Raw genomic sequence first — 19,264 nt, 5'->3', positions numbered from 1 at the left:
GCTGAATTTGGTGTGACAGTTCCACATTTTTTTCTGTGACAGTTTCAGTAGCAAAAGCGCATTTTACCTCCCCCCCCCTTTGTGACAGTGGTAATTTGCTATCTATCTCTGAAACCCTGTTCTCACAATCATTTGCAGTAGATAGCATCTCTGATTCAACTGTCACAGTGCTATCTATTGCTATGTATCTGCTATCTATGCTGCTATCTATCTGAAAACCATGCTCTATAAGATTTTCAGACTCATAGATAGCATTTGGTAGTGATATAGGGGGGGGAGGGGGGGGAGGAGATTTTTCAGCCTGAATGTGGGGCAAAGAATATAGGGTAAATCGTTTGTTACCCGGCGCTGGTGCCGCACTAATAACTTTTTTGCCAACCATTCGGTTAAGTTCGGAGTAAACCGAGCCACGCTTTTCTGTTAGTTCTGTTGTTTCAATAATTTCTGGGCCAGATAGCGGTCTGTTATGTTTTTCGAGAGCTCGCAAGATTCGTTCTCGGATCGTCTCTCTTTGCTGTGCTGCTTCGGCTTCCTCTCCTGCTAGTCCGTGACAGATCCAAGAATTATTTTCGAGATTTAGCTCAATGTCTAGTGTTTGACCTTCTGCATCTCTTGGGAAGCACGAGAAAATACGCTTTGGGTCTTTGGGGTCGATGATCAGTTTTTTTGAGTTGTTAGGGTCTTTCTTTGGAATGTGGTCAACTTGCCAAACACCCCAAACGCTACCAGCAATCGCACTAGAACCGCGCAACCTGTCAACGCCTAGTGCATCGGCATTTTTGTTACTGTGATGAATTAGAACGCCAGCGGCACCGTAACGAGTAAAAAGTTCTTTGAGGGCGTAGATATTATCGGAAAACTCAGCAGAATTTTCCGATATGGTGCTACCTTTGCAAATACGCTTGAGGCTGTCAATGATAACTACATCCGGGCGGTAATCTTCCAAGAAAGTTTCAAGTTTTGCTGTTTGGGTGATGTCCCATTGGGGCAAGACTTTTATGTTGTCGTTATCTTGCAGCCGGAATCCCCGCTTTAGCAGCTTTGACCGTGTGCTATTTAGGGACTCATCGACTGACACCAAGAGGACTTTGCCCATCTTGATATTTTGTCCTAAGAATTTTTCTTCACCAGTAGCGGTGCAAAAAGCAAGGTCTACTGCTATCAAGGATTTCCCTACTTTGGGACTTGCGCTCAAAATCACCGTTTCGCCACATGGCAAAAGCTCGGGGATAATCCATTGCAAACCTTCGGATTGAAGATTAAAAACCTCACTTAAGCTCCATAGCTGTGACTCTGGCGTGGTAGTGCGTTCTTTCATCTGCACTATATTTCGCTCGATTACTGCCCGTTGAAGTTGGTATTTGGGCGCAATCTGAGCTATTCGCCAGTCTCGTTCCACGGGATCGGCAATCGCCATGATATAGAGCAATTCAGATTTGTACCGTTGCAAATCTAAGTCTTTTTTGATAGGGCGGATGATTTTGTGTTCCCAAGCATACTCGCCCATTCCTGCCGAATGCCGCACTTCTTCAAGTTTGATATTGGTGGTGAGCTCGTCACGCTCCGATCGCAGTATTTCCCGTGCTTGGTTAGCCGCTTCCAGCATGGATAATTTAGTGCTGTTTTGTGGCTTGTGGTTCGATCGCTTGCTGCGCTCTTTATCCCCAAATTCCTGCCAGTACCAGCTTTTTATGCAGTTTTCTACAGCATCGGGAGAAGCCTTACTAATACTTGCCGATGGATTTGAGCCTTCTGCCGATTTCCAGATTCCCTCCCATTCTTTCTCGCCCCAGCAGCCACCGGGCGAGCATCGGCGGCAAGCATCAATAAATAGAGTGTACGCATCATCGCTCGTGCTTTGCCCCAGTTTTGCAAAATCGTTAGCAGTCCCGATTAAATCTCTGGCGAGAGTTGCCATTGATGTGTTGCGTTGGGTCGCGACTCCTTGTAGCAGGCTCTTATTTTCTTTACCTAGGGAGCATAGCAGAGGTACTGGCATCGGCACCGGTACTCTTATCGCTTCGTAAGAATCAGGCTTCTCTGATGTGTAAAATGCTTGCGGTTGTGGTTTCTGCTGAAAAAGTGTCGGCTCTGGTTTTTCTGGTGTTGGGACGATCGCCCTTAATTCTTCGTATTCGTACCGCCTGCCGGAGTTGGTGATGATCAATGATTGATTACCGCTAGAGTGCCACGCACCCGCCAGTCGCATTACTCGGCTAGCATTTTTGATTGAGCGGTCAGCGTCAGCAAAATTAAGTAAGTCTTTTTGCAGCTCTAACCACTTCTCAATGGCAAGTGCTGCTGCCAGAACCCAGTAACTATGAATTGACTTTCCGCCAGTGTCAACTTGAAAGCTGGGTTCTGGCAGCCCTAAGCCTTTCCACAACTCAATCTGAGCATCTTTACCTAAATTGTCATGCTCATAAAATATGGCGCGCCCGAAAGTAACATCTTCGTTTTTGTGACCGCCGCCATTGACTACCAAGTAAATCCCCCGCCCTTCAGCTTGAAATTTGGTAGCGTGTGCGATTACTTGGTCAAGGTTAGTCGCGTCCGCTTTCCGTCCTAGATCGTCTTTCTTGCGAGGATCGGAATCAGCGAAGAAGGCCCGCAAATACACAACGTCGCCAGCCTTGTATCCCAGTGCGGCTAATTGCTGGCGGACTTCTTCGCGGTTGATCACCTGAGATGACGTGATGTCCATTACGCCGCACCCCCGATCGCTGCAAAAGTGGACGCAGAGAATCCCCGGTTTGCTTGCGCGGATATCGTGGATTGTGGATTTATTGCAGCAAAGCTAGCTCCAAATAATCCACGGTTATGTTGCGTTTTTACAGGGGATTGTGGTACAGTTGAGGTAGAATAAGGCTTAGAAGAATTTTTAACGCTGTCTAGAGCGCTGTATCCCTCGTTTTGAACGCGCAACCTTAGATTGCTTTTTTGACCAAAATAAGACACAATTTATTAGTAGGGGTTGACATCAAGCAATAAGCCACACCCCTTTAAATGGCTTAAGTTCCTGTTTTTGTTAATTCAATCCGCCAAGATTAAAAAGAGAACAAAAACAGGACGTTTACACTAAAAAATAAACTAAAAAAGCACTGGAAGTCTCATTCTGCCAGTGCTTTTTCATTTGGCGTGGCAAGCTTGGTGCTCTGTGCGTGAAAGTTTTTGAGATAGATTGCCAGAGCTTCGCGCACAAATTCAGAGCGACAAACTCGGCTTTGGTAACAAGCTTCATCTAGTTCGGCTAGCAATTCGTCGCTAATTGTGCAAGTCATCCTTGTTGGCGAAACACGAAACATAGGCCTCACAAAAAATGTGGTTCTCTCCATCTTACAATAAGAATTCTAATTGCGATCGCTACCACAAAAGATTTTTTAACCGCGAGATAGCTAGGCAAGTGACATCAAAGGTGTAAGTTTTGGCATCAACTGCACAAAAGATTTTTTAACCGCGAGATAGCTAGGTAGCTAGGTAGACAGATGTATAGACAATAATAAATGTAAAGTGAACATTACACAGTAAGCGGTGAGAAGTGTTCGCGATTTGTCGTCTAGTCGTCTAGTCGTCTATCTAGATGGTGTCTAACATTTTTGCTATTACCATCTCGTTATTACTATCCTAGGTAGTAACTTGCCTTGGCTACTACTGTTACCAATCGTAGTTTTACTGTTACCAGCAGTAGTACACCTACCTTGTCGCTGCACGTATTAGGGCGTAAGAAATTAATTAAAAAAACGCTTGTTCTAGCATTTCTTAGTGAGGCTGTTCAAGGGTTTCCAAGGATTTCCAAGGATTTCTAAAGATTTTTCTAAGTTTTCTTTGTTGCCTTCTTTCTAAGCTCCACACCGATCGCCCGCCACACCTCCCCAACTCCCCAGCCCGCCATCGCCCGCACCGCAAAAACTCCAAACGGGCGATCAGCGGTCGCTTTAGTTTTGTCCGCCGCCGTTGCCTCGGTTTCGGAGCTGGTTATTGAGGTACTGCCAGATGTCGCGAATTTCTGTCTGAATGATTCGCATTTGCTCCCGCCATTCATTGTGCTGCTGAGAAATCAGCCTCAGCGCTTCTTGATGGTTCTGGATTGCTGAAACCATGCGATCTACCCGATCTACTAAACGATCAAGTAGTTCGGTGTTCGCCTGCTGTTGTACCGCAATGCTGTCAACGCGCTCTGTCAGTCGGTCAATAGCTGCGGTGTTGGCGCTGGTTTGAACTTCTAGCCGCCCGATCGCCTCAGTGTTTGCCTCCTGCTGCACCGCAATCCGATCTATACGATCAGTTAGTCGGTCAATGGCAGCCGTGTTTGCCTGCTGCTGCACTGCGGTGGTGGCAAGAATTGCTTCTATTCGGTCTAGCCGTTCGCTTGAGTTCATTAGTTTTCTCCTTACTAGACAGTTACTAGATATCAACTAGCACCTTTACTTGCCTTACCCCGCTTAGCTTTCGCTGCTGTTGCTGGCTTTACTTCCGTTGGCTGCGGGTCGGGGGGGCAATCGGTATCGTTTTCAGATTCCAAAGGATGCTGCTTTAGATATTCAGCGATCGCTCGCTTGACCACTACGCGGGTTAGTTGGGGTACCGTCAAAAACTCCTGTCCCGCCCAAGTTTCGAGAATTTCCATCTCCTGATTATCAAAATATAGGGTTACACGTGGCTTATTGGAAGGCATAAGAGTATTTAGAGAGTTCGTTACGATATCTCTTCTACCTTATCTTCCTTACTGCTTTTTAAATCTAGGTATGTCAGGGGTTGACAGGAACCTTACCTATGGTAATATAACACAAGTATCGATAAAAATCGTTTCTATCGATAAATATCGTTTCTGAGACAAACTGAACCATGACAACTGAAAACCTTACCGTGATTGACATCGACTGCGAGGCTATCGATTCATCTGAGCCGGAGCCGGAGGAAAACTGGTACACGGTACAGCAGATTATGAGCCTTTTGCGACTGAGCAAAGCTGACCTGCAGAAATCGATTTCCAAATTGCAAAGCATCTACGGATTGAATCTTGCAAGCTTACGCCGTGGGGCTGCACGGGCCACTGAATATTCCCAGCTTGCTCTGGATGCCGCTAAACTGCTGAACGCTGGCAAGCTTACCCAGTTACGCCAATTAGTTGATGGTGTACCGGCCGCGACCTCTGCCACACCAGCCGGGGCCCTGACAATTGCCGAATACACCCCAGCACTCGATCGCCGGATCACCCAACTAGGACAAAGCGCCGCTTCTGCCTCAGCATCCTTAAATCAAAACGTGCAGCAACTTCTGGCACAAATTGCCGCCGAAAACCAAGCGGCACAACAACGCGATGCTGATCTAGATAATGCCGAAATTAACGCCGCTCAAAACCGTGGGGCTGCACGGGCTCTGGCAGTATTTCAGGCAGAGCAGAAGGCACAAGCTGAAGTTCTGGCACAACTGCGGGCGATGAAACTGGGGGCTGAATCATGAGCTTTTATAAGGTTCGGGTACAGCGCGAAAGTAACACCCCAAAAGTGTTTAACGTCGTCGCCAAAAAATCTCAGGACGCTGTTCTTGCAGCAGCCCAAAGCCTCCGGGATGAAGGGATTACAGATGCGAAGGCGATCGAGATAATCGGTCAAATCAACAGTTTGAGGGATTAAAAATGATTGAAGATGACGACTTAGTACCATTTGAATTTTCCGATTTCTGGGATGAAGAAGAGGACGACACCGACACCCAGCCCATTGAGCCAGACTATATCGATCGGCAAATTGCCTGTATCCCCCAGTATGGCGATGATTCTCGCTGGCGGCTGGCAAGCTATCTTGATATGTTTGCGGATCTGAATCCAGACGGCTCTCTGTCAAATGAACAGCGCGAAGCCATTGACAACTTCGTACTTGGCTACCAGTACAAAATGACAAACCAGCCGATCGGCCTTGACAAGTAAATCGGCTGGCCGTGTAAATCTTCCCCTGGCACGAGCTGGGGGATTCATCTAAGGAGATTTTATCATGATGCAAAAATTCAGAGTAGCCGCCACACCGGGCGCTGCACACATCAATAAAGAATTCGGGTATCAATCGGGCCCGCTCACGCCGGAGATGGTGCATGAAGCTGGCAGAGAAGCGAAAATCTTGGGGCTTCAGAAGCAATTACGAACTGCGTACAACAGGCACTACGACAAAATCCGCACAGACAAGGTAGAGCTGGAAAGGCTAACCCTTGAAGCCATTGAGAGCGGATTGACCGATAAAGCACAGATTGATAAGTATGTAGCGAAAGCAATTGTTGCTGGGGCGAAACATGATCAACACATCATCAATTTGCAGCAAAAATTACAGCACGAATTGGGACTGGTAAAGGTCGAGGGCGCGTCAACCCAAACCCTGCAAAATGCCGATTTTAGACAGCGCTTGCTATTGATTAAAGCCAATCATCAGGCAAAAGGACAGATACAGCAGAACGGGTTTCAGCAGTCCCTTAAGGCTATCCAAGCGTCACCGCAGCAGGCGATCGCCATGCAAGCAAAACGGGCTGCTTTTAACAATTACATCAATGCCAAAGACTTCGATCCAGTTCCGGCGGTTGGTGGCAATTCTGGCGGTGGCAACAGTTCGATCGCCCACAACAATGGCAAAGGCTTTTTAGGCGAACTATTCGACTTCTTCTCAGGCAAGAAATAACACACACCATCGGCGGGTCAAATGGCCCGCCTTTTTTGTATGAATATCTCAGAATTTGAATCTTCAGAATTTGACTACTTGAACGCAGGCGACTTTACGCAGACTGAACAGCAGCAACAACAGAAAACTGATGAAATTAGCGGCATAGAACGATTCTGGAACCTATCAGGGAATTGGGGAGAATTCGGTGCTTACTTTAGTGGGGGATTGACTGCATCCCTTATCGTGCGGGCAATTCCGGCATTAATCCCTAGTGCTGTGATACTGATTCCCGGCGCTGGAATTGCGCTAATTGTGTATAGCTTGGCTGCTGATGGCACTGCTAAAGTTCGATCGCATTTAATCTTAATTGCCTTAGCGTTTGCGCTAATTGCAGGTAATTGGGATGCGTGGCAGGCGTGGATAATTGCTAATTCTCAAATGCTGATTTTTGGGTTTGTTGTAACAGTCGTCACTCTCGGTTTTGTCGGTACACAAATTTGGAGCAAATTAAACAATGCTAAGTAACATAAACCAGCCCATTGTTGCAGGCTTACTGGGAGTAAGCTTTGCCGGAATTGTTGGAGCTACGGCACTACCTTTCAACGATCGAATCGAGTATAAACTTGGTAACAGAATTGAATCACAGCCAGCGTGGCTCGTTCCCCCTAAAGCAGAATTTAGAAGCATTGAACGTGGCTATGGTGGGATTAAAATCTTGCTTGCTTTATTAGCTACTGGGGGCTTCACAGTAACAATGCTACTCGCCCGTAAGGAAGGCGAATTAGAGCCGATGAGGCAGCGGATTAAGGGATACCAGCAGAAGGCTCAAGAATTTGATTATGCTGCTGAAAGCGCGTACAAAATGGCGCGAACTCAACAGCAGTATAAAACCCTTTTAGAGGCTGATGATGTGGCTTTTCAAGGGGAAATTGAGGCCGCTTACTGTGAGAGCTTGGGCATAGACCCCCGACAACAGCAAGGGCTGCTAACGGGAACGGCGACGCTCGACAGCGTGGCTAATCCCGGCGACAAAGTGGAACCATCGACAGCAGCGGCGATCGAACCAAAACAGGACGGGCCCAAACTTCCCAAACTGACCAACTACCCTGCTGTGCTACTCTACGGGCCCCAAGGCAGCGGCAAAACCTTTCTGGCAGAGGAAGAAATCAAGGAGCGGAAACAAGCCGGCCACAAGGTAACAGCCTTAGACCCACACGCCGGGTACAACTCATGGCGTGACTGCGAAGTAGTCGGGGCGGGCATGGATTACCCTGCTATTGATGCAGAATTGGCAAGCTTTGCTGCTGAAGTAAAGCGCCGATATGAGCGCATCAGAAAGGAGCCTAATCCTCAATTTCAGCCCTGGACTTTTGTGTGCGACGAATTCACTAATTGGGCTTCCCGATGCAAGGCAAGCGGCGACTTTTTCCAAGCTGCATTATCCGATATCCGCAAGGCAAAACTGTATGTTCTGTTCGTTTCCCATGCCAGAACGCTAGCAGGATTAGGGGATGCTAAAGGCATGGCGGCGACGCGAGATTCTGCACTATTAGAGATTGAATTGCTCGGTCAAATAGACCCGGTAACGACTGAAGCTGTGCCTAAGTTTGAAGCCCTGGTGAAGTTGCCGGGACAGTCGCAAGCCGATCGCACGTTGGTCAAATTGATCAAACATCCAGAGCCACAAAATGCGTCTGTTAGTGATGTTCCGATCGGGAACACCCCCAACACTTCGGAAAACTCTGGAACACCCAAAACCGCGCTAGAGCCAGAACCGGAACAGCCCGGAAGCCTTATGGAACATGGGGAACACCTCTCGGAGTTGTTGGAACAGTTGTTAGGGGGGACACTCGAAAAAGCGGTTTTTGGGGATGATTTCCCCTTGGAACAGGAAGACAAGATGAAGCTAGCCAAGCTTATTATCAAGCAGGAATTAGGACAAGAACGAACCATCTGGCTGTTGTGGGGTGTTCGGCGTGGAGGACGCAATCATCACATCTACACAGAAGCTAGAGAGATGCTTGAACGTTTAATAACGGGTGAAAACGATGCCAACAACTGACTCTCAAATCCAAGCATTACTGCCTGAAGGATTCTCACCGGAATCGCAGGAAATAATCATAGCAATGGTGCTTGAAAGCTACACAGAAACCGAAGATTTAGGCAAGCAAGTAGAGGCTGCCATCGAGCTATTTGAGGCTGAATATCCGGCGCTTACTGTATGCCCTAAGTGTGAAGGCTGCGGGTGTAACTACTGCGATTTTGACGGTGTATACAATCCAGATGACAAGGAACCGGACGGTACGAACTAATGACTAAAAACTACCTAATCTCAGTACACCCGCGATGGGCCTCTGCCTTCTTTCTCAGCCACAATCCCAAGTCGATCGAACTCCGAAAAGGCAATTTCGGAACCTCTCTAAAACCGGGCAATAGTATTGTGGTTTATGCCACGATGCCAGTTGCTGAACTGCTAGGAATTGTCCGGGTTTTGAAGCGCGAGATACTACCTATCGATCGACTGTGGCAGCAATCTGAGCAAGGGCAACTGGCAAGGGTATCGCGCCAACAGTTTGATGCTTACTATGCGAGCCAGATTTCCGGTGTTGGAGTTTGGGTTAGTGCCGCCGAACTCTTGCCAAGTCCGATCGCACTTTCCAAACTTCGCCAGAACTGGGGCCATCGCTGGCAGCCCCCGCAGCAAATTCAGAAATTAACCTCTGAGCAATTGCTGGCACTGAACATCGCCCGCTGAACATCGACAACATAAACGAGCGCTACGGTGTTAGAGATAATTTGACAGCGTTAGCTTTCTCAATGATCACGACTGTTCAGTCGAGTCTACCAACACGCCACGATTTGATTTTATGGACAACGATCGATATATCGAGCAACTCTTGAACCTTCAAAAACGAGTGGAAGCTCTTGAAGCTATCATTCACGGTTACGGGCTGGCGCAGGAATTTCAACCACTGAAGCGGGCAGCGGTGGCTCTCAATCAATCTGAACAAAAATTGAGAAAAATGGTACAGCAGGCTAGACTAAACCCGCGCAATAATCCCATCAAACTTGGGGTGCACTACAGCTTTAACGGCAACCGGTTACTAATCAACGTGCGCGCTTGGGAAAAAGATATTAAGTCGATTCCGCCAGAAAATTGGTGATTTTAGCGATCGCCCAAGCTCCTAGCCGCTATACTGCGGGTATGGGGCAAACCTGTTGCCAATTACCAATTACTAATTACCCATCGTGTAAAAAAGCTCCCTGACATTTTCGGTCGGGGAGCTTTTTGTTTGGGTGCGATCGGGAAAGCAAAAAAAACCCGGCATTAACCGGGGTATCAATTCCTAATGTCCGTGGGATGTGTCGTCTCAGGACTTCTCAATGTTTGCAGAATCTATTCAGGCCGTGGCACGGGGCAATGAAATGTATCAGAGTCAGCGGCGATTCGCTTAATCCGTTCTAGGGCGGCCAGACAATCTCCTAAAGCTCTATGCCCGCCGTCTAGTGGATGCCAGCGATAGCTCTCGTGGTAGTAGCTCCAATCTCCCGCCCATTGTGCGTGCCAAGTCATCACGCACTCATAGCGCCTGCTTAAATGGAAGCTTTCTAGATTGTGCAATCTCCGGCAATAATCCAGAATTTGGATATCAAAAGCTGCATTGTAGATAAAGCATCGCTTGCCTTCGAGCGCTTGCACAATCTGCGAGTAAACTTCGGGAAAGCTTGGGGCATCTGCCACCATCTCGTCACCGATACCATGAATCGCTACAACATCGGCAGGGATAGAGATTGAAGGCTTAATTAGGGTATTGAGCAAGGTTTCCCCGGTGTGACTGACGATCGCAATCTCGACAATCTCAGCATTATGCAGCCCGGTTGTCTCAGTGTCTAGGATTACCCAATCATCCTTGCTCAGTTCATCTCGCGCCCACTTCACGGCCCTTACTCTATCTTGCTCAATGATGCGATCGCGGCTGTTGTGCCAATCGTTGTACTCGCGCTTAATTCGAGCTTTCTCGCGGTTGGCGGCAAGTGTTTCGAGTTGCTTGTCTGTCGGCTTTCTTTTAGGTCGGCAGGATTCTGGATTTTCAGGATCGTAAAGCAGCAGATCATATTTCTGGGCCCGAATAATCCCGACTGCTTTTAGGGGAGCCAGCCCCAGTTCTGCAAGCTGTTTTTTGGTTTTGAGATTTGGGGGAGGCTCGCCGTCGCGCCCCCACCATTTGTATTCATCCATCGCCGCCCCCTAATATTTCCTCAATTTTCGAGATGGTGCTTTTGGGTAGCTGTATCGCTTTATCCTGTTTCACGAGCTTGATCAGCTTGGCATCTGTGGCTAGCAGGGTTTTGACAAAGCTGGCAATCTTACCGGCTTTATCCGATAGGTCGATCACTGGCTGTTCCGTCGCTGGCGGGGCTTTCTCTTGCAGTTCTGCCAGTTCTGCCAGCGTTCGATCGAGTTGGGCTTGGAGGTTTTGGCGATCAGCTCGTTCGGTTTCGAGTTGCTGGTTAAGTTGTTGGCTGATGATTGTGAGTGTTGAGTAATTGTATTTTTCCTCTGCCAATTCCTGTTTGGCTGCTGCGAGTTCGTCTTCAGTTTGTTTGAGCTGTTGCCTGAGCGCTTCGTCATTGGGGCGATCGGTCAGGCTGCGGACTCCCCCAATTCAGTCCTCAACTGTTCGATCACGCCCGACATCTTCCGCTCAACAATTTCTGCAATCCGCTGTTCCCAATTATCCGGTATGTCGCTGGGTATGTTGCTGGCGGTGTTCCCCGGTGTGGTGCTAGGTGTGCTGCTTTCTACCTCAAAAAATTGTGCCAGCGCTTTGTTGACCGCCGCCGAATACATCAGCCCTTTCTTAGATTCCAGCCCGTTGTCAATACAATATTTGCTCAGAGCGTCCTCTACAGCTTTGTCCAGATATACGGCGATATGTTTTTTATCGGTTGCCATCTGTGTTACCCATCGGTCAGTACAATATCAAGATAACATACCTAATGCCTTGGTAACACACTATAAGTTTTTAAGTATGTCTTGGTAACACACTATAAGTTTTTTGTATGTTACTGGTATTGTATTTAGTACAATACCTTGCTATAGTGGTAACATACCAAGCAAAGGCAAGCGACACAGCCCGCGCTACACACCACACCGAACCTAGAAAAATGAATATCCACACCAGCCTTATCTCTACCGCGCTGCTAGCTCTACAACAGCAAGGTGAGCTCAAGTATCAAAGCAAATGTGGCGCGACACTCCCCAGCGGATTTTACAAATCAGTGACGTACCTAGACAGTGACCGCCTCGGAAAGTTTCAAATCACTGTCTACCTCACGTCTAAATCGCCCACAGGGTACGGAGTCCGAGTCGAAGCTACCGCCGAAATACCCGAATTGCTGTTAACCGATCGCCACCTCGAAAGCTTTGAAGATTTCGAGAACGAAATTGACCGAGATTACTCGATCGCCGCAACTAAAGCCAGCCGACGCCGACAACTAGGCAAATAAACAACCGGGAGGGGTAACACCCTCCACCCCCCCGCTTCACCTATTTACTCACTACACACCACAGGAAAAATCACCATGCAATTACTAGCCGCCAAATTCAACCAAATCGCTTCAGCCATTGACGCCACTAACGCCCAAATCGCAGCCCTACAAGCCAAGCTCAGCGAATTACAGGAACACCAACAGCAACTACTTTCAGTCGAGCAAGCTTGCCAATCTGCGATTGCACAAATCGGAACCGCGCTGTCAATGTTGGGACACGTTGACCCTGCCGAAATCCCTACATTCAAGGCGGCAGTCGAGGCGCAATTCGGAACCGACGCGATCGCATTCTTAGAATCCGCCACACCGGCGCCAGCCGAAACAGTCGAGCCGGAACCGATCGAACCGACAGCACCGGAACCCACTACAGCAGCCGATACCAACCCAGTGATTGACGTTGACGCCACGACGGAACCCGCGCCAGAGATGGACATCGAGCAAGCGCTGGCTAATATGCCCCTACCTACTCTGCGGTCACTGGCTAAATCCAAAAAAGTTGACGCTCGCGGGACAGCGGCCAACATTACCCGGAGACTCAAGGCGATAGTTACACCGGCCGACCTGCGGGCGATCGGCTAAGCGGTTGAGAGGGCCGTCCCTCTCTGGCTGAAAGCATGGGTAACATACTGCCAGTAACACACTATAAGCGGTATCTCATACTCTAGTAACACACCATAAGTTATCTGTATGTTACTGGTATTGTACATAGTATTGTATTTTAGTTATACTGGTAACATACCAAACAAAACCACCGCCCAAAGTTTCTGAGGCCTAAGCGGTGGCTGAATCCCAAAGGATCTACCCATGAAATTAACACAATCTGTCACGACGATCGACACTGCCGCACCCGCCGCCTTCACCTGTGCTCAATGCCCGTTTGCCAGACACATCGACGGAAACCGCTACTGCTGCCAAGTGTCCCAAACAGCCTCCGACGTAAAGCGCGGACACTGGGAAGCTACTATCTCTTGCTTTGAAGCACTGGTCGCAGCAGAAGCCGAGAAAGAAGCCGCACTTGCAGCGAAAGTCGAAGAAACGGCAGCGCCGATCGCCCAAACAGCAGCACCCGCAGTCAGCCGCGCACCTTCAACACCCGCAGCAGCAAGCCATACAGTCACTACAACAGCACCCGCCCGCGCACTCATAGCGCCCGCAGCCATAGAGACTGACAATCAACCGCCGGGCCGTGGCGATGGGGGACGCGGCTGAAGTTTGCCGCCTAATGTATACCGGGGGGCGCGCATCCTACACGCGCACTGTAATTTAATTGGAGAAAAAAAATGACCAGACAAGCAGCAGAGATTGGAGTTATTGGATACCACCGAAAAGGGAATTGGGAAGAGGACTGCAAAAATCAAGGCCACAAGCCTGGTCATTTTTGTGGCGCCGATTTAAAAGATTTACCTTTAAATGGAATAAATCTGAGCGGTGCAGATTTGACAGGGGCAGATTTGAGAGGTGCAGATTTGAGTAACGCCGACTTAAGTGGCGCGGACTTGACTGATGCGAAATTGAAGAATGTGATTTTTTCAGGCGCGAACTTGAGCCATGCTGATTTGGCTGGTACAAATCTGAGCGGTGCGGATCTGAGCGGTGCGAACTTGACTGATGCAGATTTGAGTTGCACCGATTTAGTGGGTACAAATCTGAGCGGCGCAAACCTCAGCGGTACGGACTTGACTAACGCCGATTTGACTAATGCAAACTTGACTGGTACGGGGTTGATAGAGGAAGAGGAAGAGGAAGAGGAAGAGGAAGAGGAAGAGGAAGAGGAGGAAGCTTGGAGGAAAGATTTTTGCTTAAATCCTCACCCCAGCGGTAATTGGTTGCTTTGGTAATTTTTCTCCGAAGTAACCCGCCCCGCCCAAAACGGACGGGGCCCCTTTTTGCCCTACTGTTATCGGAAATTACCATTATCAATACCGTACAATGAATAAAATATCAGTTTCGATCGCACCCCTTGAATCTTCCCTAAGTGCCAAAATTGAAAGGCACTTTGCCCCCCTCCTAGACGAAGACCCCGACGTGCTCCAACAACTTCTGGCAGATAAACGCTCGCTCAACACCAAGCGGGCCTATGAAAAAGATGTAACCGACTTTTTTAGAACTATGACGGGGAAGCCTCCGAGCCCTGACAGCGTTCTCGAATTTCTGCACCTCGAAGGGTCGCAGGCTGTGGCGGTAGTTTTGAAGTATAAGGCGTTGCTGGTCAACGGCGACGGTCAGAGGGCGGCGCTTTCCGAAGCGACTGTTAATAGGAGGCTGGCGGCTATCAAATCTCTGGTGCAGATGGGGCGGAAACTGGGAACCTGCTGTTTCACCTTGGAGGATATCAAGGGGGAGAAAACCCAGAAATATCGGGACACGACGGGTATTGATGCGGCGACTTTTACCCAAATTTTGCAGCAGTGCGATCGGGCAACACTCGCGGGCAAGCGTGACTATGCTTTGCTCAGGCTGCTGTGGGGTAACGCACTGCGACGCAACGAGGTTAGCCAGCTCAACCTTGCCGATTTCGATCGAGTTGGGGGAACACTGCGGATTTTGGGCAAAGGACGGGGGACGCAAGCGGAAACAATAGAGGTAGGGGCGGTGACGGTGGCGGCTATCGGCGACTGGCTGGAAGCTAAGGGCGGCAGTAACTCACCGAGTGTTCCGCTATTTACGTCGCTTGATTTTGCCAGCGCGGGCCATCGTTTGACTGGCGACGGCATCCGCAAGATTGTAGTGCGGCACTGCGAAAAAGCGGGCATTACTAAGCAGATGAGTCCGCACCGCATCCGCCACAGCGCAATTACTGCCGCACTGGACGCAACTGACGGGAATGTAAGAAAAGTGCAGAAGCTTAGCCGCCATAAAAAGCTCGACACGCTGATGATTTACGATGACAATCGCAGCCGCGACCAGGGCGATATTACTGAGCTTTTAGATAATCTGATTTAATCGCTGCACAGTCGATCGCTCCTGACTTGTGGACAAGGTGTCCATGACTGCCTTCGATAATCTGATTTAATCGCTGCACAGTTTGTAGGGGCAAGCTACATCTCTCAGGAAATTAGGAAGCTACCGCCCCTTAAAACGGGGCTTTACTCGCACAAAACTTTACAGCCACTCGTGTTGACAAGCGGCTGGAAAAAAGCGATCGTAAATTTAAGGAAGATTTGATATGCGCGGCCAGCGCGGTGCGTCAACACCGAGCTAGCTACGAACTTCCCCAAACCGTTTACGCACAACGTTTGGAGCTTAACTATCATGACACTTGAAAGTGATTGCCAACAGGGGCGATCGAAAGACTTTATATTTTCTCGGCGCGGGGTCTTACAGGGTTTAGCGTCAATCGTTTTACCGTTTCTTGTTCCGCGTACTCAGCCTTGCTCTCTTTATCCCTCCCCAGAATTCAAGATGGGTGACTTGGTGGCTTATGATTGGGAGCCAGATGATGACGATGCTCTAGAGGTTGCCACTGATTTTGGTGAGATTCTAGGAATGCGCTGGGTTCCAGAACCTGATGGATATTGCATGATTGGTAACGCCTGGGTTTATTTCATCAGGTGGACTCACAGCACTTGTCCAGGTATTCTTTCTAAACCCTGTTATGACGGCGAACCGACGTACTCCTTTGATTTGAGGCTTATCAAACATGGCTGAGTCCGATGCGGTCGCGTCGCCGAATTGATCACACCCGCCGCCATTAATACAATTAATACAATTTTTACACCCGCCCAAATACTGTATTAACTGTATTAATTGCGATCGGCGTTACGGGCATCCCGCACGGCTTCAGCCCACAAATCGAAAATCTTGCCGCAGTCGATCCTCGGTCACATTGATAGGCGTCAAATTGCGGCGGGTATCCTTTATCCTTACGTGCCGGAGATGCCCCGATGGCTGCGATAAAATCTCAAATAACGTCCCAGATTTTCTCTCCATTACCTTCAGTCCCGGTACAATCTCGATATTCTGCTGTGCGTAAATGTCGGCAATAGCGCTGTCCTGCCGATCGCCCACGGCTGCAATTAGAAAATCTTGCCCCCCTACGGTGATCATGGTGGCCGGCAAATTCTTGCCCCGGAAATTGATAAATTCTTCCATCGGTTTTGTGCAAATTTTACTTTAATTGTATCACAAAAAAGGCTCGAAAGCTATACGCTGCAAAGGTTTCCGGCGTTTTGCGTGGGTATGAAAAAATATTAGAAAATATTATTAAATATCATTAATTATCCCCAGCGCGGTACGGGGGCGATCGGGGGCATGAGTTAAGCCAACTTAAATAAACGAAAGCAAAACTAAAATAAACTAAAGTAAATTCAAGCAAAAGTAAAATAAAGTTAAATAAACGTAAATAAAGTCAAGCAAAATCAAGCAATTTTATACATACTCTACATCGGCAGTATGTATCAGATATGTATCAAATATGTTGTGGGCGATCGAGCCAAACCCGATCGCCTCAATGCCCACAGAGGTTAGCTTTCGTTAGCTTTCGTTAACTTTCGTTAGTTTTTGCAGCCGATCGAACACCCCAAAATCCCTCGCCCCGCCGACAACTGCCAGAATATCGGCTGCTGTGACTTTTCCGGCGTCGATCAGCTTGTGGGTTAGGCTAGGACACTTTGCGACACGGTACAACACGCGCGATCATGATATTGCTGGATTTTGCGTACTTGCAAAGGAATTTTTGACGGTTGCCCCATTATCCCTAAATCCCACGCCACAGCGTTAATGGAGTTCGATTGCGCGCGCCAAGGCTTAGGCTCCAGTCTCGCCCGAAAAGTGCCCTGCGTTTTGCACAGTTGAGCAAACAATGGGTCGGCGTCAAGATTGTCAAAAACTTCTGCCACATCTTTTCCCCGCGCGTCCCAAGTTCGGGACAATTCAAGCAGCCTGAGCCCGTTTTTCGTTTTATAAACCTGAAAAGCCAGCCCCGAATACTTGGTGAATGCTTCAATCAAATTCACAGCCGATTTGATATCCCCGCCGAATCGCGATCGGCAACTCATGTCCTCCCCCTCGATGTCGATATCCACAAACATTACGGAAGGGGAATTAAGTACCAGAACCCCGTAAGAGTTTCGAGTTACGATGCCGTCGGCACCGACACGTTGCACGATCGGCTCTATCAAGGCATCGTACTCACTACCAAACGCGACATTGTACCAAGTGCTATCCATCCCAAAAATAGCGCTTTGCACCGCGAGATTTTCTTGTTCCGACAAGTACGGAAGCCTGAACAACAAATGCTTCTCCAGCAGGGATAGCTGGGGATTCCATTTAATTACTGATTCAGGATTGAGATTTAAAATCACTCCTTCTACTACATCCTTAACTTGCTCAATCGCCCGTCGTTTATCGCGCTTGGACGGCAGAATATCGGGAACTCGACAGGCGGTCACTAATCTCCGATTTAAGACCGTTAATTCCTCCCGCAACTCCCCCACGTTGGGCAATTCCGTCTCGTACTCAGAAAGAGTTCTAAACACAGACACGGGAGATTCTAATTTTTCGAGTTTTTGGTTAGCGATTGCGATCGCCAGTTTTGCTTGCGAGATTTGATACGCACGATTGTTTGTGAGGCGGTCGGTTGCCAATTGGATCAACGTTTTGCTTGCAAACAGGTAAGTGCGATGGAATTCGAGAAAAGTTTTCATAGGGTAACTCAAGTATTTGGGTAAACGACGGGTGCGGAGAGTTCGCCTAAAAGCCACAATCAAGGGAATCTAAGCCTTCGCCATGCTTTAGCAGCCACAATTCGCTAATCCGATCGCGTACCAGTTCATCTTCTCCCTGCAACCACCCAGCTATTTGCACCGCGCTGTATTTACGTGCAGGGGCATTCCAACCGAACATTTGAGTAACTAAACTTTGCAAGGCTTCGGGGTACATTTCTGGCCACCACACCAGGGCTATCTCTCGCATCTTCGCGGCGTCCTCTGGGGCTATTGCTGGTGTCAACTCTGGCTCCTGTTCTGGTGTTGGCGCGGGTGTTATTTCCGGCGCAGGTTCTGCGGATTCTGCCAGTTCCGGTTCTGGTGTTGGTGTTGGTGTTGGCGCGGGAAGCGCGATCGGCTCGGTCGGTGCAAATTTCTCAGGAAATACCAGCATCTCGCCCATGTCACCGCTGGCCCTCACATATTCCACTACCAACTGTGTGCCCTCGTCATTCCAACCAATTGCCCGTGCCTCAACCCAGTGCCCTAAGCGAATTGCTTGGTCGTTGATCGGGAAGGTGGCGGTTTGTGGTTCCGGCTGTGCTGTTGGTGCTGCTAGTGCTGTTTCCGGCGCGGGTTCCGGCGGCGCGATCGGCAGCAGTGCTAACAGTTCTTTGAAGTTCTGTTGCTCGATCGGGATCAGATCGAGCCAGATGGCGGCTCGATCAGCGTGGCCCTGTTGGCAAACGTCGGCTAAAACATTTTTGATGTCCAGGGCTGTTTGTCGATCGTTGCTGGCAATGGCGGCGCGGATGAACCCAAGGCATTCGGTGTGGGTTTCGGGGTCTAGTTGGGAGGGCGATCGGACAACTTGAACGGATTCGGCGACTAGATTATTCGACATCTTCAGTCACCTCCGGCTCTGTTGGTTTTGGCGCGGGTTCTGCGGTTTCCGGCTCCTGTGAGTTATCGGGAAGTGCGATCGGCTCAGTCACAGTCGCTGGCTCTGAGCTGTTATCGGTTGGCTGTGCTGGCTCTACCTCTGCCTCTGGCTGTGGCTGCGACTGCTTACGATTGGCATTAGCTAAAATCCTGCAAGCTTCATTCTCTTCATCACTCAGAAGCTTTTTGATTGCTGCTTTTAGATGCCCTGTACTGTCCAATTTGATTGATTTTTTAGCAACCTCTCTGACCGCTACCGCGTCATTTTCTGTGATCGCTTTCCGTAGTGCGGCAACCCCCTGGTTTACCAGTTCGGCGTCGGGTTCCGGTTCCAGTGGTGCGATCGACTCTGGCGGTGTTTGTGCTGTTGGTGCTGTTTCCGGTTCCGGGTCGGGTGCGATCGGCTGAATTTGGTGTGACAGTTCCACATTTTTTTCTGTGACAGTTTCAGTAGCAAAAGCGCATTTTACCTCCCCCCCC

25 protein-coding genes and 1 pseudogene are annotated in these 19,264 nt (G+C 49.0%); 15 read left to right on the top strand and 11 right to left on the bottom strand.

Annotated elements, in window-relative coordinates; all coding sequences use genetic code 11:
- From QUB16_RS29085 to QUB16_RS29070, 4 genes are all read right to left on the bottom strand, one after another.
- Nucleotides 1-2,704: AAA family ATPase (locus QUB16_RS29085; RefSeq protein ID WP_333321551.1), on the bottom strand; the 2,704-nt coding region annotated here is incomplete at its 3' end.
- Between the two features lie 406 nt (nucleotides 2,705-3,110).
- Entirely contained in the window at nucleotides 3,111-3,281 is a 171-nt protein-coding gene (locus QUB16_RS29080) for a ribbon-helix-helix domain-containing protein (RefSeq protein ID WP_333310178.1), read from the bottom strand.
- Between the two features lie 654 nt (nucleotides 3,282-3,935).
- Nucleotides 3,936-4,379: a hypothetical protein gene (locus tag QUB16_RS29075; RefSeq protein ID WP_333321549.1), complete on the bottom strand. Its 444-nt coding sequence runs from the start codon at nucleotides 4,377-4,379 to the stop codon at nucleotides 3,936-3,938.
- A 32-nt stretch (nucleotides 4,380-4,411) separates the two neighbouring features.
- Nucleotides 4,412-4,627: a hypothetical protein gene (locus QUB16_RS29070; protein ID WP_333321547.1), complete on the bottom strand. Its 216-nt coding sequence runs from the start codon at nucleotides 4,625-4,627 to the stop codon at nucleotides 4,412-4,414.
- Between the two features lie 218 nt (nucleotides 4,628-4,845).
- Between QUB16_RS29070 and QUB16_RS29065 the strand changes: the two genes are divergently transcribed.
- From QUB16_RS29065 to QUB16_RS29025, 9 genes are all read left to right on the top strand, one after another.
- Nucleotides 4,846-5,463: a hypothetical protein gene (locus QUB16_RS29065; RefSeq protein ID WP_333321545.1), complete on the top strand. Its 618-nt coding sequence runs from the start codon at nucleotides 4,846-4,848 to the stop codon at nucleotides 5,461-5,463.
- Nucleotides 5,460-5,636, top strand: coding sequence for a hypothetical protein (locus QUB16_RS29060; protein ID WP_333321543.1), 177 nt, complete (start codon nucleotides 5,460-5,462; stop codon nucleotides 5,634-5,636). The genes QUB16_RS29065 and QUB16_RS29060 overlap by 4 nt, the downstream gene beginning before the upstream one ends.
- A 2-nt stretch (nucleotides 5,637-5,638) precedes the next feature.
- Complete coding sequence (locus QUB16_RS29055; RefSeq protein WP_333321541.1) at nucleotides 5,639-5,926, top strand: hypothetical protein; 288 nt, start codon at nucleotides 5,639-5,641, stop codon at nucleotides 5,924-5,926.
- Between the two features lie 64 nt (nucleotides 5,927-5,990).
- On the top strand, nucleotides 5,991-6,662 hold the full coding sequence (locus QUB16_RS29050) for a hypothetical protein (protein WP_333321539.1): 672 nt from the start codon (nucleotides 5,991-5,993) through the stop codon (nucleotides 6,660-6,662).
- A gap of 39 nt (nucleotides 6,663-6,701) precedes the next feature.
- Nucleotides 6,702-7,169 carry a hypothetical protein gene (locus QUB16_RS29045; RefSeq protein WP_333321537.1) on the top strand — a complete coding sequence of 156 codons (468 nt, stop codon included), beginning with the start codon at nucleotides 6,702-6,704 and terminating at the stop codon, nucleotides 7,167-7,169.
- Nucleotides 7,159-8,706 carry a hypothetical protein gene (locus QUB16_RS29040; RefSeq protein ID WP_333321535.1) on the top strand — a complete coding sequence of 516 codons (1,548 nt, stop codon included), beginning with the start codon at nucleotides 7,159-7,161 and terminating at the stop codon, nucleotides 8,704-8,706. The genes QUB16_RS29045 and QUB16_RS29040 overlap by 11 nt, the downstream gene beginning before the upstream one ends.
- Complete coding sequence (locus tag QUB16_RS29035) at nucleotides 8,693-8,956, top strand: hypothetical protein (RefSeq protein ID WP_333321533.1); 264 nt, start codon at nucleotides 8,693-8,695, stop codon at nucleotides 8,954-8,956. The genes QUB16_RS29040 and QUB16_RS29035 overlap by 14 nt, the downstream gene beginning before the upstream one ends.
- Nucleotides 8,956-9,399, top strand: coding sequence for a hypothetical protein (locus QUB16_RS29030; RefSeq protein ID WP_333321531.1), 444 nt, complete (start codon nucleotides 8,956-8,958; stop codon nucleotides 9,397-9,399). The genes QUB16_RS29035 and QUB16_RS29030 overlap by 1 nt, the downstream gene beginning before the upstream one ends.
- Nucleotides 9,400-9,511: 112 nt before the next feature.
- Entirely contained in the window at nucleotides 9,512-9,808 is a 297-nt protein-coding gene (locus QUB16_RS29025) for a hypothetical protein (RefSeq protein WP_333321529.1), read from the top strand.
- A gap of 233 nt (nucleotides 9,809-10,041) precedes the next feature.
- Here QUB16_RS29025 and QUB16_RS29020 read toward each other — a convergent pair whose 3' ends face one another.
- The 3 genes from QUB16_RS29020 to QUB16_RS29010 all read right to left on the bottom strand — a co-directional run bounded on the left by QUB16_RS29020 (nucleotide 10,042) and on the right by QUB16_RS29010 (nucleotide 11,601).
- Complete coding sequence (locus tag QUB16_RS29020; RefSeq protein WP_333321527.1) at nucleotides 10,042-10,884, bottom strand: 3'-5' exonuclease; 843 nt, start codon at nucleotides 10,882-10,884, stop codon at nucleotides 10,042-10,044.
- Nucleotides 10,877-11,212 carry a hypothetical protein gene (locus QUB16_RS29015; protein WP_333321525.1) on the bottom strand — a complete coding sequence of 112 codons (336 nt, stop codon included), beginning with the start codon at nucleotides 11,210-11,212 and terminating at the stop codon, nucleotides 10,877-10,879. Before QUB16_RS29015 ends, QUB16_RS29020 begins: the two co-directional genes overlap by 8 nt.
- Before the next feature lie 77 nt (nucleotides 11,213-11,289).
- Entirely contained in the window at nucleotides 11,290-11,601 is a 312-nt protein-coding gene (locus QUB16_RS29010) for a hypothetical protein (protein WP_333321523.1), read from the bottom strand.
- A gap of 107 nt (nucleotides 11,602-11,708) precedes the next feature.
- Here QUB16_RS29010 and QUB16_RS29005 point away from each other — a divergent pair, with 107 nt between their 5' ends.
- The 6 genes from QUB16_RS29005 (at nucleotide 11,709) to QUB16_RS28980 (ending at nucleotide 15,845) form a co-directional block, all read left to right on the top strand.
- Nucleotides 11,709-12,155, top strand: a complete 447-nt coding sequence (locus tag QUB16_RS29005; protein ID WP_333321521.1) for a hypothetical protein — start codon at nucleotides 11,709-11,711, stop codon at nucleotides 12,153-12,155.
- A 75-nt stretch (nucleotides 12,156-12,230) separates the two neighbouring features.
- Nucleotides 12,231-12,776, top strand: coding sequence for a hypothetical protein (locus tag QUB16_RS29000; RefSeq protein WP_333321520.1), 546 nt, complete (start codon nucleotides 12,231-12,233; stop codon nucleotides 12,774-12,776).
- A 225-nt stretch (nucleotides 12,777-13,001) separates the two neighbouring features.
- On the top strand, nucleotides 13,002-13,406 hold the full coding sequence (locus QUB16_RS28995) for a hypothetical protein (RefSeq protein WP_333321519.1): 405 nt from the start codon (nucleotides 13,002-13,004) through the stop codon (nucleotides 13,404-13,406).
- Between the two features lie 71 nt (nucleotides 13,407-13,477).
- The gene (locus tag QUB16_RS28990) at nucleotides 13,478-14,035 is read left to right on the top strand and encodes a pentapeptide repeat-containing protein (protein WP_333321517.1); all 558 of its coding nucleotides are present in this window, start codon (nucleotides 13,478-13,480) and stop codon (nucleotides 14,033-14,035) included.
- Between the two features lie 91 nt (nucleotides 14,036-14,126).
- The gene (locus QUB16_RS28985; protein ID WP_333321516.1) at nucleotides 14,127-15,140 is read left to right on the top strand and encodes a tyrosine-type recombinase/integrase; all 1,014 of its coding nucleotides are present in this window, start codon (nucleotides 14,127-14,129) and stop codon (nucleotides 15,138-15,140) included.
- A 309-nt stretch (nucleotides 15,141-15,449) separates the two neighbouring features.
- Nucleotides 15,450-15,845, top strand: a complete 396-nt coding sequence (locus tag QUB16_RS28980) for a hypothetical protein (protein ID WP_333321514.1) — start codon at nucleotides 15,450-15,452, stop codon at nucleotides 15,843-15,845.
- A 132-nt stretch (nucleotides 15,846-15,977) separates the two neighbouring features.
- On the opposite strand, the gene QUB16_RS28975 is transcribed toward QUB16_RS28980, so the two are convergent.
- The 4 genes and pseudogenes from QUB16_RS28975 to QUB16_RS28960 all read right to left on the bottom strand — a co-directional run.
- On the bottom strand, nucleotides 15,978-16,289 hold the full coding sequence (locus tag QUB16_RS28975; RefSeq protein ID WP_333234182.1) for a hypothetical protein: 312 nt from the start codon (nucleotides 16,287-16,289) through the stop codon (nucleotides 15,978-15,980).
- 503 nt (nucleotides 16,290-16,792) lie between these two features.
- Nucleotides 16,793-17,842, bottom strand: a complete 1,050-nt coding sequence (locus tag QUB16_RS28970; RefSeq protein ID WP_333321513.1) for a hypothetical protein — start codon at nucleotides 17,840-17,842, stop codon at nucleotides 16,793-16,795.
- 46 nt (nucleotides 17,843-17,888) lie between these two features.
- Nucleotides 17,889-18,746, bottom strand: a complete 858-nt coding sequence (locus QUB16_RS28965) for a hypothetical protein (RefSeq protein ID WP_333321512.1) — start codon at nucleotides 18,744-18,746, stop codon at nucleotides 17,889-17,891.
- Nucleotides 18,736-19,264, bottom strand: a pseudogene (locus QUB16_RS28960) (hypothetical protein); the annotation flags it as partial. The pseudogene QUB16_RS28960 and the gene QUB16_RS28965, both read right to left, overlap by 11 nt.

The sequence above is a fragment of the Microcoleus sp. D3_18a_C4 genome (assembly GCF_036702415.1).
In the GTDB taxonomy this organism is placed as follows: Bacteria; Cyanobacteriota; Cyanobacteriia; order Cyanobacteriales; family Microcoleaceae; genus Microcoleus.
Note: the sequence above shows the minus strand (reverse complement) of the source record. Positions and strands in the feature narration are given on the sequence as shown.